At 42.9% G+C, this 14,314-nt stretch carries 11 protein-coding genes; 2 read left to right on the top strand and 9 right to left on the bottom strand.

Annotated features, from left to right (window positions below):
• Position 1: 1 nt before the first annotated feature.
• The 4 genes from ccoP to ccoN are packed head-to-tail and all read right to left on the bottom strand — an operon-like array spanning position 2 to position 3,220.
• Entirely contained in the window at positions 2-976 is a 975-nt protein-coding gene (gene ccoP / locus ACE1OE_RS16850) for a cytochrome-c oxidase, cbb3-type subunit III (protein ID WP_102470725.1), read from the bottom strand.
• Positions 976-1,149 carry a cbb3-type cytochrome oxidase subunit 3 gene (locus tag ACE1OE_RS16845; RefSeq protein WP_449211735.1) on the bottom strand — a complete coding sequence of 58 codons (174 nt, stop codon included), beginning with the start codon at positions 1,147-1,149 and terminating at the stop codon, positions 976-978. The genes ccoP and ACE1OE_RS16845 overlap by 1 nt, the downstream gene beginning before the upstream one ends.
• Positions 1,150-1,159: 10 nt before the next feature.
• Positions 1,160-1,780 (bottom strand): cytochrome-c oxidase, cbb3-type subunit II, encoded by a 621-nt coding sequence (gene ccoO / locus ACE1OE_RS16840; protein WP_449211734.1) that lies wholly within the window; start codon positions 1,778-1,780, stop codon positions 1,160-1,162.
• Positions 1,781-1,792: 12 nt separating this feature from the next.
• On the bottom strand, positions 1,793-3,220 hold the full coding sequence (gene ccoN / locus ACE1OE_RS16835; RefSeq protein WP_198593088.1) for a cytochrome-c oxidase, cbb3-type subunit I: 1,428 nt from the start codon (positions 3,218-3,220) through the stop codon (positions 1,793-1,795).
• 258 nt (positions 3,221-3,478) lie between these two features.
• On the opposite strand from ccoN, the gene ACE1OE_RS16830 reads away from it, so the two are divergent.
• Positions 3,479-3,835, top strand: a complete 357-nt coding sequence (locus ACE1OE_RS16830; protein WP_372062528.1) for a hypothetical protein — start codon at positions 3,479-3,481, stop codon at positions 3,833-3,835.
• A gap of 91 nt (positions 3,836-3,926) precedes the next feature.
• Here the strand turns inward: ACE1OE_RS16830 and ACE1OE_RS16825 are convergent, their stop codons facing one another.
• From ACE1OE_RS16825 to ACE1OE_RS16805, 5 genes are read right to left on the bottom strand one after another with little or no spacing between them, the layout of a single operon-like run.
• The gene (locus ACE1OE_RS16825; RefSeq protein WP_449211733.1) at positions 3,927-6,074 is read right to left on the bottom strand and encodes an ATP-binding cassette domain-containing protein; all 2,148 of its coding nucleotides are present in this window, start codon (positions 6,072-6,074) and stop codon (positions 3,927-3,929) included.
• The gene (locus ACE1OE_RS16820) at positions 6,074-7,810 is read right to left on the bottom strand and encodes an ATP-binding cassette domain-containing protein (protein WP_449211732.1); all 1,737 of its coding nucleotides are present in this window, start codon (positions 7,808-7,810) and stop codon (positions 6,074-6,076) included. The genes ACE1OE_RS16825 and ACE1OE_RS16820 overlap by 1 nt, the downstream gene beginning before the upstream one ends.
• A gap of 48 nt (positions 7,811-7,858) precedes the next feature.
• Positions 7,859-9,241, bottom strand: a complete 1,383-nt coding sequence (locus ACE1OE_RS16815; RefSeq protein WP_449211731.1) for a TolC family protein — start codon at positions 9,239-9,241, stop codon at positions 7,859-7,861.
• Complete coding sequence (locus ACE1OE_RS16810) at positions 9,216-11,450, bottom strand: response regulator (protein ID WP_449211730.1); 2,235 nt, start codon at positions 11,448-11,450, stop codon at positions 9,216-9,218. Before ACE1OE_RS16810 ends, ACE1OE_RS16815 begins: the two co-directional genes overlap by 26 nt.
• Before the next feature lie 19 nt (positions 11,451-11,469).
• Positions 11,470-12,816 carry an HlyD family type I secretion periplasmic adaptor subunit gene (locus ACE1OE_RS16805; protein WP_449211729.1) on the bottom strand — a complete coding sequence of 449 codons (1,347 nt, stop codon included), beginning with the start codon at positions 12,814-12,816 and terminating at the stop codon, positions 11,470-11,472.
• Positions 12,817-13,081: 265 nt separating this feature from the next.
• Here ACE1OE_RS16805 and ACE1OE_RS16800 point away from each other — a divergent pair.
• Positions 13,082-14,314 (top strand): cadherin-like domain-containing protein (locus ACE1OE_RS16800; RefSeq protein ID WP_449211728.1); only part of this gene is annotated, 1,233 nt, incomplete at its 3' end.

Raw genomic sequence — 14,314 nt, 5'->3', positions numbered from 1 at the left:
CTTATTTGTCCGAATTGCTTAGGCTCCAGACATAGGCCGACACCAACTGGATTTTTTCTTCACCCAAAATGTCTTTCCATGCAGGCATCACACCAGAACGACCGTTCATCACTGTTTCTGTTACATCGGCACGTGAATCACCAAATAACCAGTCATGATCTGTCAAGTCAGGTGCGCCAACAGCAGGGTTACCCTTACCATCCGTGCCATGACATGCTGCGCATACAACGAAACGAGATTTACCCGCTTCGGCTTCACGAGCATTTACTTTACGCCCAGATAAGCTCAATGTGTAACTGACGACTTCACGAACACCATCTTCGCCTAATGCATCTTTCCAACCTGGCATTTGACCAATACGACCATGCATAATCGTCGTAACGATTGCTTGAGGCTCACCGCCATATAGCCATGCATTGTCGGTTAGGTTAGGGAAGCCTTTCTGGCCACGAGCTGACGAACCATGACATTGAGAACAGTTTTGCAAAAAGAGTCGTTGTCCAACCTTGATTGCTTCGCTATCAGCTGCAATCTCAGGAATAGGGCGTAAGCCGCCATCTGAGGTTTTCGCTAAGCGATTGAATGCTTCACCAAAATAGGTTTCTGCACTGTCTAGCTCTTTCGCATATTGGTCTAACTGCTTGTTTTTTGCAGATGCCGCTAATGAAGCTTTTGATTCTTCAAGAGTTTGCACGGATTGATCCGAACTTGTCCAGCCCAAAAGCCCTTGAAAGTTACCCAGGCCAGGGTAGAGTGCAAGATATACCGCAGCAAATAGGAACGTACTAAAAAACAAATACGTCCACCATTTTGGCAGCGGGTTGTTCAGTTCACGAATACCATCGTATTCGTGCCCCATATCTTCGCCTTCTTCGACGCCCATATTGTCACGCAGGCACCATATCAAAATGGCAGCACAGCCAAGTAACGTACCGACAGTGATGACAATAATGAACAGACTCCAAAATGTAGTCATTATTTAGTCACTCCTTCTTCTTCGGAGGTAGAGGGTTGCTCATCAGCAAACACTAAATTGGCATCCTCATCAAAGCGGTCTTTACGTTTTTTACCGTAAGCCCACCAAACGATACCGATGAAGCAGCTAAATAAAACTACGGTCCAAATACTGTGAATAGTACCTATATCCATAATACTCTCCTTATTTCATCGCATGGCCAAGAGACTGCAGGTAAGCAATGATGGCATCCATCTCTGTCTTACCCTTTACGTCACTCTCGGCGTTAGCGATCTGCTCATCCGTGTATGGAACACCAAATTGATTGCGGAAGATATTCAATTTCTTCTGCGTTAATTTGCCGTCCAATTCGTTTTCTGCCAACCAAGGGAAGCCTGGCATGTTTGACTCCGGAACTAATTCACGAGGATCTAACAAGTGAACACGGTGCCATTCATCGGAATAACGACCACCAACACGAGCAAGATCAGGTCCAGTACGCTTTGAACCCCAAAGGAAAGGGTGTTCCCATACACTTTCGCCAGCAACAGAATAGTGACCGTAACGCTCTGTCTCTGAACGGAAAGGACGAATCATTTGACTGTGACAAACATTACATCCTTCGCGGATATAGATGTCACGTCCTTCCATCTCGAGTGCAGTGTAGGCACGAAGATTTTTTACTGGCTCTGTTGTTTGTTTTTGAAACATCAGAGGGACAATCTCTACAAGAGCACCCAAACTGATGGCGAAAACAATTAAAATTGCCAATAAGCCTACGTTGCGTTCAACGATTTCATGGCGATTGTTAGAATTTGAGCTCATTCTCTAATCTCCTTATGCCGGCTGAGGGATAGCTTTAAGGCTACCTTTCTCTGCAGTAACCGTTTTGTATGTGTTGTAAGCCAACAAGAACATACCTGAAAGGAAAATCAGACCGCCAATAAATCGTACCGTATAGAACGGGTAAGAGGCTTGAACTGACTCAACAAAGCTATAAGTCAACGTGCCGTCTGAGTTTACTGCACGCCACATTAGACCTTGCATCACACCTGAAATCCACATAGCGACGATGTAAAGAACCGTACCAATTGTTGCTAACCAAAAGTGTGTATTGATTAATCCAACAGAGTACATACGTTCTTGACCAAATAGCTTAGGGACTAAGTGGTAAACAGAGCCAATAGAAACCATTGCAACCCAACCAAGTGCACCAGAATGCACGTGACCAATTGTCCAATCGGTATAGTGAGATAGGGCATTAACGGTTTTGATTGCCATCATTGGACCTTCGAAGGTAGACATACCGTAGAAAGACAATGAAACCACCAAGAAACGTAGAATCGGGTCATAGCGAAGCTTATGCCATGCACCAGATAGCGTCATAATACCGTTGATCATGCCCCCCCAAGAAGGAGCGAATAAAACCAATGACATTACCATGCCTAGTGACTGAGTCCAGTCAGGCAGAGCCGTATAATGGAGGTGGTGAGGGCCGGCCCAAATATACAAAGAAACTAGCGCCCAAAAGTGGACAATCGATAAACGGTAAGAGTAAACCGGACGCTCGGCTTGCTTAGGTACGAAGTAATACATCATCCCTAAGAAACCTGCTGTTAGCAGAAAACCTACAGCGTTATGTCCATACCACCACTGAACCATCGCATCGATGGCACCAGAGTAGGCCGAATACGACTTACCTAGTGAGACGGGTACGGCTAAGCTGTTCACAATGTGCAACACGGCTACGGTGATAATAAACGCACCGAAAAACCAGTTGGCCACATAAATATGTGAGGTTTTACGCTTAATCAGTGTTCCAAAGAAGACGATCGCGTAAGACACCCAGACGATTGCAATTGCAATATCGATTGGCCATTCTAGCTCTGCGTATTCTTTACCCGAGGTGTAACCCAAAGGTAGAGTAATAGCCGCAGCTAAAATAATGGCTTGCCATCCCCAAAAGGTGAATGGAACAAGAGGTCCTCCAAATAATCTCGTCTGACAGGTACGCTGTACAACGTAGTAAGACGTTGCAAACAGAGCACTGGTACCAAATGCAAAAATTACCGCATTAGTATGTAACGGACGTAAACGGCTATACGTCAACCACGGCGTATCAAAGTTGAGCTGTGGCCAAACTAATTGAGCGGCAATTAAAACGCCTACCGCCATACCAACAATACCCCAGAGAATGGTCACTAAAGTGAACTGGCGTACTACGGTATAGTTGTAAACTTGTTCAAGCTGCTTTTCCTGGCTCATTAACATGCTTCCAATTTATAATTAACTATACTTTACTTCCAACACGACTCATGTCGTAATGCTACCCAAACGCCCAAGAGAATTAACGCTTTTTCAAAACGTTACTTCTCTTGTAAGTTTTAACAAAAAGTAGCATTTTCAAGCGACAATAATACTTCAATTAACAATTCAAGAACAGGGTAGTAACCTTACTGTTGGTTGGGTTTATGTCCATTTATTTCAAAACTTTGAAGTTTGTTACACGGAGAACACCCAATAATGGCAGCACAGAAATTAACAAAAGGTAGGCTTGGTCAAATTATCATCATGATGATGGTGTTAATTGCCGCTTTTACGTACAGAACCGTCACTCACGTTGGCTTGAGCGAAGTGGTTTGTAAAATTAACATCCCTTGTGAAGTGAAATTACAAGAAAAATCTATTGGTATTATGTATCAAGATTCAACAAATACGCTAACGCTCACAAATCCTGAAGAATTTACCGTTCACGCCACAATTAACGATGGAAGCAAGGTCGTCCTTGCAAATAAAACCCAGGTAAATCGAAGCTCACTACCAATAGATATTGTTATTAGTGATAACAATTCACATTCCGTAAATGTTCGAATTAAATAGTGGCCAAAAAATCCATGGCTATAGATGATATAGCGACGACAACTGTTTGACGCTCGGTTTAAACAATTGATTACCGTGTCATGTCTATCGATTAACTCCCCATTGCATTCATTACCTTGTCGGGTGTACCAAAATATTTTTGTGAACCATCCTTTTCTAATAACAAGCAGTGCGTTGAGCTCGATATTAACGCAGGATCTACGGTGGTGAAGATGACCGTTTTGTGCCGAAGCACACCTGCAAAAAGCTGGTTGATATAGGTCGCAAGTTCGCGCTCAACACCGACTAACGGCTCGTCGATAATAATGACATTCTGGCTTATATCCGCCAACCCTATTGCCAGTCGTAGCCTTTGCAATAATCCAGAAGGAAGATTGGCAAGAAAGTCGGCGTTGATCATGGTTTCTAACCCGTTCTCGAATACCTGGTCTAATCCTAAGAAAGAAAATGACTGTAACATTTGTTCCTGTGAAACAACGCCGTTATGTAGAATATAGTTGGATTCAATCGAACCTTCATAAAGGTGAAGATCAAATGGGATGTAGTTAATTCCTTTCCGATACCGAAAATTATTGAACTGTTTAATATTGTGCCCGTCGAAATACAGAGCCCCTTGATATCTGGGCTCCAACCCTGCGATTAACATTAACAATGTGGTTTTACCGCTGCCCGCAGGTCCAGAAATGGCGACCTTATTCCCTGGCTGGATACTAAAACCTAAATTAGTAAGACCCGTTGATGCACCTTGATAGCGATGAACAAGACCACTAGCGACTATCTCACCGTTAAACTGTCTAATTGGTGGGCTTTTTTCGATTGAAGATTTGTCGTCATCAAGTGACATGAGGGCATTAATCTGGGCGGTAGAAGATTGGATAGTCTTAATTTTGGCAAGAGAGTTATAGATGCCCATGATCGGGCCAAGCGCTTTCCAGACTAAGATAACGGTTGCTAACATAGCCCCCGCACTTGCATCGCCTTCCATTACGCTCAAAACGGCGGTGACGATCGCTGCAGTACCTACCGCTTGAATCAAACCACCACCTATGGCTTGAATCTTACTGTTTGTTGTAGAAACAAAGGCCGCATCAGCCGAACTTTGTTCATGTGCGGCCTTGAAGCGAGATTGGATAATCCTGAGTAAAGGTAACCCTTGTAGGGTGGAGATGCCTCTCAGTAGCTCATTCCATTGATATGACACCATAGCATTGGCTCGAGAGCTCTTTGATGTTGCTTGGGTGTAGATATAACGCGAATATAAACAGAACACGATCATCAGTAAAATCCCCGCTAACACCGTTAATGCGGCGTAACCCGATAGTATCGTAATGGCGAGGATAAATAGCACAATAAACGGCAAATCAAAATAGCTCAATGTTGACTCAGCCGTCACCAGTTTACGAAATTGGTCAATGTCTTTAAGGCGGGCTAGTTGAGATGACACGCCAGCAGAGGAGGTCATTGAATAGGGAAGCCACAGCAGCTTCGCAATAACGTTACGTGAAATGTGTACAGCAAGATCTTGCCCGGATGTTGAGAGGACTTTCATCCTAACACGTCGAAAAAGGTACTCAGCGAAAGCAAGGAAAATCGCAAAAGACGTCAACCAATATAATGTAGGCAGTGAGCTTGATGAGAGCGCGAAGTTGTAAACGCCCATAATAAAGAAGGGTTGCAGAGCACCGAGAATGTTAATCATCAACGATAAAAATATAAGGCTTTTGAATTCGTTGTTGTAACGATAAAACGCGTATTTTACCCAGTTGCTTCTATCTTGTGATTCAGGTGGTGGCTCTCTAAATAACTTTGAGTATTCAGAGACTACCGTCAGTGCAAATGTGGCGCCCACGAGAGGGATCGTAATGATGTTGTTGTTACGGTAATCAAATAATATACCTTCACCGTTCTTAGCTGACATCAAGATACCTGAAAGCTTATCTAGCTCAATAAAACAAGGGAGGTGGATATCATCGATTTCTGCAGCTTTCGAGTTTGAATACTGAGTTGTCCTGCATTGATAACCTAAACGTGACAGCGTAAGTTCAAAACCGTTTTGATCCATCTCTCCAGGTGTAAAGGCATCAGATAAAATCTCGGGGGTGCCTTCCCACTCGAGAGAAATCAATGTGTAAGCTAAACCACGAAGTAGTGGCGAATGCCGGTAGCGATGTTCGAATCCTTCTGATTCAAAGTCCTTTAGCCGTTGAGAGACATTATTAAAATCTACGAGAATAGTCATCAGCGTAAAAACTCCTTCGACAATTTGATCGATTTTACACCATGGGCATCACTGTTTATTTTGTTGCTAACAATGATCAAGAATTGCGCGGTCGCTTTGGGCACCAACATTGATACAACTCGATGGGCAAATTCTTGGTCGTACACACTATCTATGTCATCGAGAATCAACATTTTCTTTTGGCTGAGCATGGCACGTATGATGAATAATGCGTATTGAACCTGTCGAGATAACGGCAATGTATTGTGGCCCTTTATTTGAGTATAAAATCCCGCTTCTAGCGCATCGATTTCGCTTTTAACCAATAACCCTTTACACAAAGTAAACGCGGCACCATTCAACATAGGACGAAAACACGTGAGATTGTCGATAATAGACCCTTCCACAAAGCTACTATTTTTGTCTATTCGATGAACTCGATCCCGCCAACAGTGGTAATGCAATTGGTTGAGTTCAATATCATCGATTAAAATAGAGGTGCGCTCACATTGTGTGTCGCGCGTTAAGCAGCGGGTTAGATGGCTCTTACCACTACCAGAACGGCCTTTTAATATAATGGGCGTACCTTTTTGGAAAACCACTCGTTGATTGGTATCCAGTTTTACTTCTATTTTTGTCAAATCGGGGATAGTGAGTGGGTCAAGCCCTGTGGGGGTAGGGTTTGGTGCCCATGGCATGAGTGAGGTTGAACGGGTCTCAACGGTGCCCTCAATTCTCTGGGTTTTAGCATGATTGCCAAGCGCTGATTTTTGCTCCAGTTCTTGTTGGTTATGCTTACCTTGGACCTGCTGTTGACTATGTTCGAGTGAAAGTAACTCAGCAATATCTGAAATCTGCATTTTGTTTACTTTCCATCGGCCAATCGTACGCATTATCTGTTGGTAGGGGGCAAAGTAACGATTGGTCAGCATGATGATTGCAGCCATCACCCCTTGACTCGCATCCAAGTTTATTACTGAAATGGCCAATAAGACGACGACAACGGCGATAGAGAGCTGTTGTATGAGCGTCAGCGACAAATTCATTTGCGACTCTAGATTCTCGTAGGCAATGCTTTTCTTCTCACGAGTTTTCACCATCTCTGTCATTAAGCTTTCTAAGCGGTATTCCATTGTGCGACTTTTGTTGTCTAATGGGCTTGATACTATTTCGATAATTTTTGAATTGGTGAGTCCTTCTATCTCAGACTTTTCCTTCAAAGCAACGACCTTCTTCGAAGATATCGCGACTGCCGCGGCGAGTAATATCAATGATGCAACCACGAGAGTAACGCCGGCCCAGGTGTTGATTAGGGTAATAATAACGATAGTAATGATACTGACCATCACGTTGATAGATGCACGTACAACTTCGCCTCCAAAAAAACTTTTAAGCTCAGGTATCGTGGCGATTCTTTCTAGATATTGACCAGATTCAAGTTGATTAAATTGTGGGATTTGTGCAAGGCAGATGGCTCGAAAAACTTTGTTTGTCAGGCGATTCTCAAAGTTTTTCATCAATGATGTAGTAATGACTTCTTCTTGCATTTTTAGTAGGTAGTCAAGGTAGATAGCAACAAGAATAATAACGAACAACACAAACAATGTGTCGGTAGCTTGGTTAGGAAGCACTCTGTCAAATATAATGAGAATCGAGAATGGCAAGACAAGGGCAAATAACGTCGACATAATGGTAGAAAAAACCAGATACAGCTTGTCTATCCAAGTGATTTTTTGTGAAAAATATTCAGTTTTCATTCTTATTTCCCATTCGTTCAACGGCCGTCAATTATCATCAGATGAGTGCTAGTTTTTTAGATGTTCAGGAATAATGTCCTGATGCCTAATTGTTGACTCGTTGGCCATCAATAACATGATCTTCTCGATGCTGAGTGGTGATAAGTTACCGACTAATCTATCCAGTTTTATAGACTCAATGACATAGTCATACTTAGCACTTTCGTAATCTCTAATACTGCTAAACAGTTTGCTTTCGGCAGAGAGTAGGTCAGTGATAGTACGGGTACCTAAGCTGTGTGCGCGTTTGATACCTTTGTAAGATGAGTAATTGGCTTTGATAATCGTTTCGTAGGTAAACACTGATTGTGAAAAGTCGTTGATATTAAGAATCGAAGTCTCGACATCATTCTTGACCGTATTTTGGCTATCCGTCAGCAGTAGGTCATTCCGTTCAATGGTCTTTTTGTTTTTCTGATAGGCGTAGTAATCTGAACCGCCCGTGGTGATCGGAACAGATAAGACAAGACCAAGTGAACGGTCATCGCTAATCCCTGTCGCATTTGGATTTGAGGAAAGATCATAGTTGTTGGTATCTTCGTGCCGATAACTGGCATTGGCCGACAAGTTAGGCGCAAAATTAGAACCCGTTTCTTTCAAGGTGCGAAAGCTACGCTCTAATGTCTTTTGCGACAAAATAATGTCGTTATTGAACTTCATCGCTTGTCCAAGCAAGTCGGTTTGCTTGTCGAGTGGTATCTCCGCTAAAAGCAATTCTGTTTGTAGGTCTTGAGTCGGAATGACTGGGTACTGCGTCAACAGTGCTAAACGATTTAATATGACTTCTTTGTCTTTATGTAAGCTTCTTAAGCGGTTAGCTATCCCTTCTTTTTGTGCAATGACCTCGTAGAGCTCACTCGCCGCCACATTGCCGAGTGATACATTCCGATTCATTTGCTTTAGTCGACTCATAGAGGACTCAAGCTCTGCCTTTGTTGCTCTGGTCTTCGCCCCGTTTTTTAGATATTCAAAATACTGAGCCGTGATCTGCTCAATTACCTCTTGAGTCTTGGCTTCATTTTTAATTTCTTCGATCGTGAAATCGAGCTTACTGGTGCCGTATTCGTAAATATCAGATAGATTGAACAAACTTTGGCTCAACGAGACACCATAGCCATGATCGTTGTATGAATTTTCACTATCGCTAATACCGCCTAGACGAGTAGTCGAGGTGTTCCATGTTGTTTGCACATCGGCTGAAATAGTCGGTAGAAAGCTAGAACGACTCACATCAATATCATAAGCACTTTCTTCGACGCCCTTACGACTGGCAATGAGTGAGACATTATTATTCAAGCCGACTTGTACAGCCTCCAAGACTGTGGAAGGCAGTACAGGGGCCGAAAATAATAAGCCGCACGATACGCTAATTAAGCTTTTGAAATGCAACATACTTCTTAATCACCTTGATAATTTCATCGCTTTTGTAGGGCTTGCTAATAACGTAGTCCATACCTGCTTCAATACAGGCCTTATGTTCCGCGACACTCGTTAGCGCGGTTGCGCCGATGATCGTTGCAGGGGAACGATGACCGCTGTCCATTTCGTGTTTACGGATAAGTTTAGTGGCTTCAATGCCTCCCATTCCGGGCATGATGCAATCCATAAATATGATGTCGGCTCGTTGGGCTTTAACCCAATCGATGGCCTCTGAGCCGTCTCCAACCGTATCGGCTTTATATTCTTGTTTCATCAGAATACGTTTGAGCAGGAACTGCTGTACCTTGTCATCTTCCACAATCAGGAATGAACTTTTTTCGAGCGTTTCTTCTACGGATTCGGCGTTTAAAGCATCTGTTAAATTAGGAATAAACTCATAAGGCAAGGCTGGTGTGAAAAACACTTTGTCCACGTACTCAAAGGCACTATGTACATCCTCGGCATGGCTCGCTAATAAAAAGAGCTTGGTGTGGCTTGTTTTCATACGTGAGCTAAGCGTTTTGCTAAAGGAATCGATTTGAATGCCTTCAATTAAATCTGAGATGATGATGGCATCGATGTTTGTTTGGCTACCTGCCATGCGGAATAACTCATTGGGGTCGTTACACAACGTAACCGAACCGCCATGTGAAGTCAGTTGTTTACTCAGCAGGTCTAATGCCAACTTGCCTTGGCTACAAATGACAATATGACGGTCTTTAAGTTGTTGCGAATTGAAGGTATAAAAATTTTGCGCTTCGACATCGAGCTCTAATACATAGCGGCGCTGCTGGCCAGATTCATACCAATGAGAGTCAAAGTAGCTAGTATTGCTTAAAATCGAAAGGGTCCACTCATCATTAGCGGTAGTGGTTTCATTTCGTTCAGACCAGTGCAAAGAATCAATTTTTGAGCGGTCGACATTCAAGTGCGTTAAGAACGTAATAGAAAGTAATACTCTTGTTTTATCAACGTCACTCGAACTTTGCGTCGAGACTTGAAATAAGACATGTTTGTCGTGTTGTATTTGAATTGCGCTGGATAGCTTTAAAAATAAAATCCAAAACAAGCTGGTCTGGTGCCCGACAACACTATTCGGTAGATTGGCATTGAAGTCACATTCAATCAATCGGTTCTCGCGATGAAGTTTACTCTTTAAATGCACGGTTAATTCTGACAACACCTCCAGAAAAGAAAAGTTACTGCTACTTTTGTCTCGGCCTTGAGATAATAGCCTGTTGTAGTTCTCAGCTAATTCAGACAGGGTATTGGCCGCCGATGTGATGTCTTGAGCAAGGACAGCGCGGCTATCTTCTGAGTCTTGAACAAGGTACTGGATTCCACCTTTGATTGTGCTGGTGATCCCACGAATTTCATAACCGATTAACCCATAGAGCTGTTGGTTCAAATCGGCATCTTGTTGTTGTCTATCCACTTTTTCAAAGACGGTTTTTAACTTTGAGTAAATATTGCGTTCAACTGGGTCAAGATGCGCATTATTCAAAAGGCTATCAATTTGGCTAGAGTCTAATGTATCTAGACGGGTGGATAGCGATCGAAAGCTGTTGTTGATCGCGTGTCTGCTTCGAGCGGTTTTTTTCAAGCGATACCAACCACCGAGCACAACAAAAATAGCGATTAATGCCATGAGTGGGAACAAGAGGAACATTTTATCAATGCTGGATCTTAGTTCAGTAATCACTCTTTGATGTTCAACATAGAAGAGGTCGTCAAATCGATTACGAATTTCAACGTAGTCACGGCTTAATGCTTCTCTTAGCTGTTGATAGTCGCTCATGGTTCGCTGGTTAATGGCTAAGAATCGCACAATAGCCAACTCTAAGTGACTGTATTCAATCGCTCCCACTAAGCTAACTTGTGATTTATCCGACGATGCCAATGCTTTGAACTCATTTAACGCACTCATTAGTCCTGCTAACCCAACGTGTGCATCATCGCAAGGTGAGCCTTCAATGCAAACATCTAAAGAAACAATCGTTGATTCCAACTGTTGTGTTAATACCTGACTCTGTCGAATAAGAGGCGTGTCGAAGTCTTGTTGATTAGGCGTCGCCAAATAAAAACGTACGCCAAGCCAAACGCCAATGATGGTTAATACCATCAATGCACTGATGCCCAATTTAATCACAGGAAATGTATATATTTGGTGTTTCGGCTTCATGCTTCATTTCTCATATGTATTATCTCTCATCAAACGCATCATCTATGGCGGACATGACAGGTTTCGCTGCGTATTCTATTACTCGACGATCGCCAGTTTTGATATCAGCGGTAAATTCCATGTAAGGGGATAGGCTGTATTTTGTTCCTGAGCGTTCTAAAAAGTCATCGTCGATAATGATTGTTGCGAGGTAGTATTCGGCGTCTTCTTCTTCATAAGACGAGCGACTGATTGATGCAATTTTTCCTGACATAAAGCCATATTTTGAAAAGTTGTAGGTATCAAATTTAAGCTTAACTTCCTGACCAACCTCAACAAACCCCATCTCTTTTCGCGGAATTTTTGCTTCTCCGTGTAATTGGTTATTCAAAGGAGAGATGTCAGCAATACTTTCACCAGGAGGAATAACAGCAGAGCGGAAATTAAAGTGAATTTTGTCAACGACACCGTCAACGGGGGCGTAAACAATAAGCCGATCCACTTTGTCTGATAGCTGTGGTCGTTGGATCTGTTTAATGCTCAGTTCTTTGCCTGCTTGTATGATTTGAGCTTGATATTCTGCGTTTCGATTAACAATAAGATCGTTCAATTGTTTATCTAATCGAGTAAGTTGAAAGTCCTCATTCATGATTGACTCGTCAAGATTTTCGATCTCTCGGATCATATTCGATTCCTGCACTTGCATGTTAAGTACATCGACATATGATCCCATTTCTTCTTTGTAGAGTGTTTGCTTAATCCCAAGTTGTTTACGAATAAGTTTCAGTTGGTTATAAGAACTCTGCTTACGACGCTTCATTGATTTAACTAAATTTTGTTTGTGCTCAATGTCATGCTTGATGAGCGTTTCACTCGATAAATTTTTGTTGTGTTCTTGGATCCAACTCTGTTTATTAAGGGAAGCGAGCTGAGGAAAGTTAGTGTAATTGGAGAAGTCAGGCTCAGTACTTGTCATCAGCCCTTGATAGCGAAGGCGATCCATCTCCAATTGTGTTATTTCAGAATCGGTCGTAGAGAGTAGTGAATTCCTATCTAGTGATTTTAATTTGGCGATCGGCTGTCCTTCATAAACGACATCTCCAGGCTTTACTAACAGCTCTTCTAGGATGCCACCCTCCAGATGCTGCACGCGCTCTATGTCAGAATCAAGAAGCAACTCGCCACGAGAAGAGACAACAATATCAATCTTAGCCTGTGATGCGATAACTAGTAGGACAATAGCCACAATGAAGGTTAGCAATAACGTCTTATGTACAGACGTCATTGCACTTTTGATTTTAATTTCGTCAACATACTGGTCATCTGATACCGATGCGTTTTGAATCAACGCATTACGGATATGTTTTTCGATGCTATTCCGACTCACGAGTCCCACCTTGCTTCAGCGCTAAACTAAAGAGTTACATCCTATGTAACAAAAATTTGTGCTAATTAAATTCGTAATACTAGCTAAGGACATAACTGCGTAATTTTCAAAGATAAATTTCGAATTTGTGTGGTCTGTGAATGACGGCGTGTGTACGAGGACAAAACACATCACTAAATGAAAATAAACTAATCTACTATTTGTGGTTATTTTTACTAACCTAGTAGACATAGTTGATATTTAAAGGTTTTGCTTGGAGGCAAAGATGGCAGGGAATAACTCAAATAGTCCACTTAATGATGCAGTTGAACAGATCGATAATCCTGATGAAAATGTCGGTCAGCAACAAAGCCAGCAAAACCAACAAAGTACCATTGCGACCACGATCGCAACAGGTGCCGACCAAGCTGATTCTACTGATGAGATCAATCAAGCAATGGAAGATGGGCCTAGTGGGGCTGGTGTTGAACGTGAAAGAGAGACCGATCCTGCCCCTCGAGCTGTGGATGAAGAGGATAGAAATGCTGACCAAGAACAAGCCGCCCAATCAAATGTAATCGAAAACGAAGACGTAAATGAAGGTCGGGATTCAGACGGTGGTAGCAATACCACGCCTTCAGGTGCAGGTGCACAATCCGTCGGTGGTGATCAATCACAAAGCGCGGGATCGGCTGGTGGCCGTAGTGCATCCGCTCAGAATCCATCTACCGAACCCTCCAATGTCGACTCGTCACCTTCATCATTCTCAGCAGATTCACAACCTAGCACCCAAACATCAAGTGAAGCGTTTGAAGTCAACGTCGTTGATCAACAGGCGTTCGCACAATCTCAACAAGATGATAATTTTGATTCTAGAACGACAGAGTCAGTCTTTGAAGTACAAGTAGATAATGTTAACGATGCTGCTGTTGTCGAAGATGTCAATTACGTCATCCAAGAAGACGGTTCAATCACCTTTACTGATGCTCAACTATTAACTAACGCATCAGATATTGATGGAGATGACTTGTCCATCGCCCATGTGACTTATGAAGGCAGTGAAGGTGTCTTCACGGATCATGGTGATGGCAACTACACCTTTGCACCGAATGAAAACTTTAATGGTGATGTGCCACTTAGCTTTGGAGTATCTGACGGTACCGAGGTCACGAATGCTGCTCTCAATATTGAGGTTGAAGCCGTTAATGATTTGCCGGTATTAGGCAGCACCACGTACAGCGTGGACGAAGACAATGTTCTGATTTTTAACGAAAGTCAATTTCTGGCCAATGCCACCGATGTAGAAGGCGATGTCAGTCTCGTGGGCGTAAGCTATTCCGGCCCCGACGGCATCTTTACCGTCAACGATAATGGGACATGCAGCTTCGCACCCAACGATGATTTTAATGGCCTCGTTACGTTGGATATCGTCATCGAAGATGAGGACGGTGCTCAAGTTGAAGCAACCATCAATGTTGACGTGCTGGCGGTAAACGATGCGCCAGTGAGTGGCTCGATT

The sequence above is a fragment of the Vibrio sp. E150_011 genome, from assembly GCF_053544015.1.
The sequence above is the reverse complement of the archived record's forward strand: the minus strand, read 5'-3'. Positions and strand labels throughout refer to the sequence as shown.

Bases quoted from the DNA above. Each gene is read 5' to 3' on its own strand.
- ACE1OE_RS16815 (WP_449211731.1), bottom strand. From the start codon at position 9,241: ATGTTGCATTTCAAAAGCTTAATTAGCGTATCGTGCGGCTTATTATTT.
- ACE1OE_RS16820 (WP_449211732.1), bottom strand. From the start codon at position 7,810: ATGAAAACTGAATATTTTTCACAAAAAATCACTTGGATAGACAAGCTG.
- ACE1OE_RS16825 (WP_449211733.1), bottom strand. From the start codon at position 6,074: ATGACTATTCTCGTAGATTTTAATAATGTCTCTCAACGGCTAAAGGAC.
- ACE1OE_RS16810 (WP_449211730.1), bottom strand. From the start codon at position 11,450: ATGAAGCCGAAACACCAAATATATACATTTCCTGTGATTAAATTGGGC.
- ccoO (WP_449211734.1), bottom strand. From the start codon at position 1,780: ATGAGCTCAAATTCTAACAATCGCCATGAAATCGTTGAACGCAACGTA.
- ccoN (WP_198593088.1), bottom strand. From the start codon at position 3,220: ATGAGCCAGGAAAAGCAGCTTGAACAAGTTTACAACTATACCGTAGTA.
- ACE1OE_RS16845 (WP_449211735.1), bottom strand. From the start codon at position 1,149: ATGGATATAGGTACTATTCACAGTATTTGGACCGTAGTTTTATTTAGC.
- ccoP (WP_102470725.1), bottom strand. From the start codon at position 976: ATGACTACATTTTGGAGTCTGTTCATTATTGTCATCACTGTCGGTACG.
- ACE1OE_RS16830 (WP_372062528.1), top strand. From the start codon at position 3,479: ATGGCAGCACAGAAATTAACAAAAGGTAGGCTTGGTCAAATTATCATC.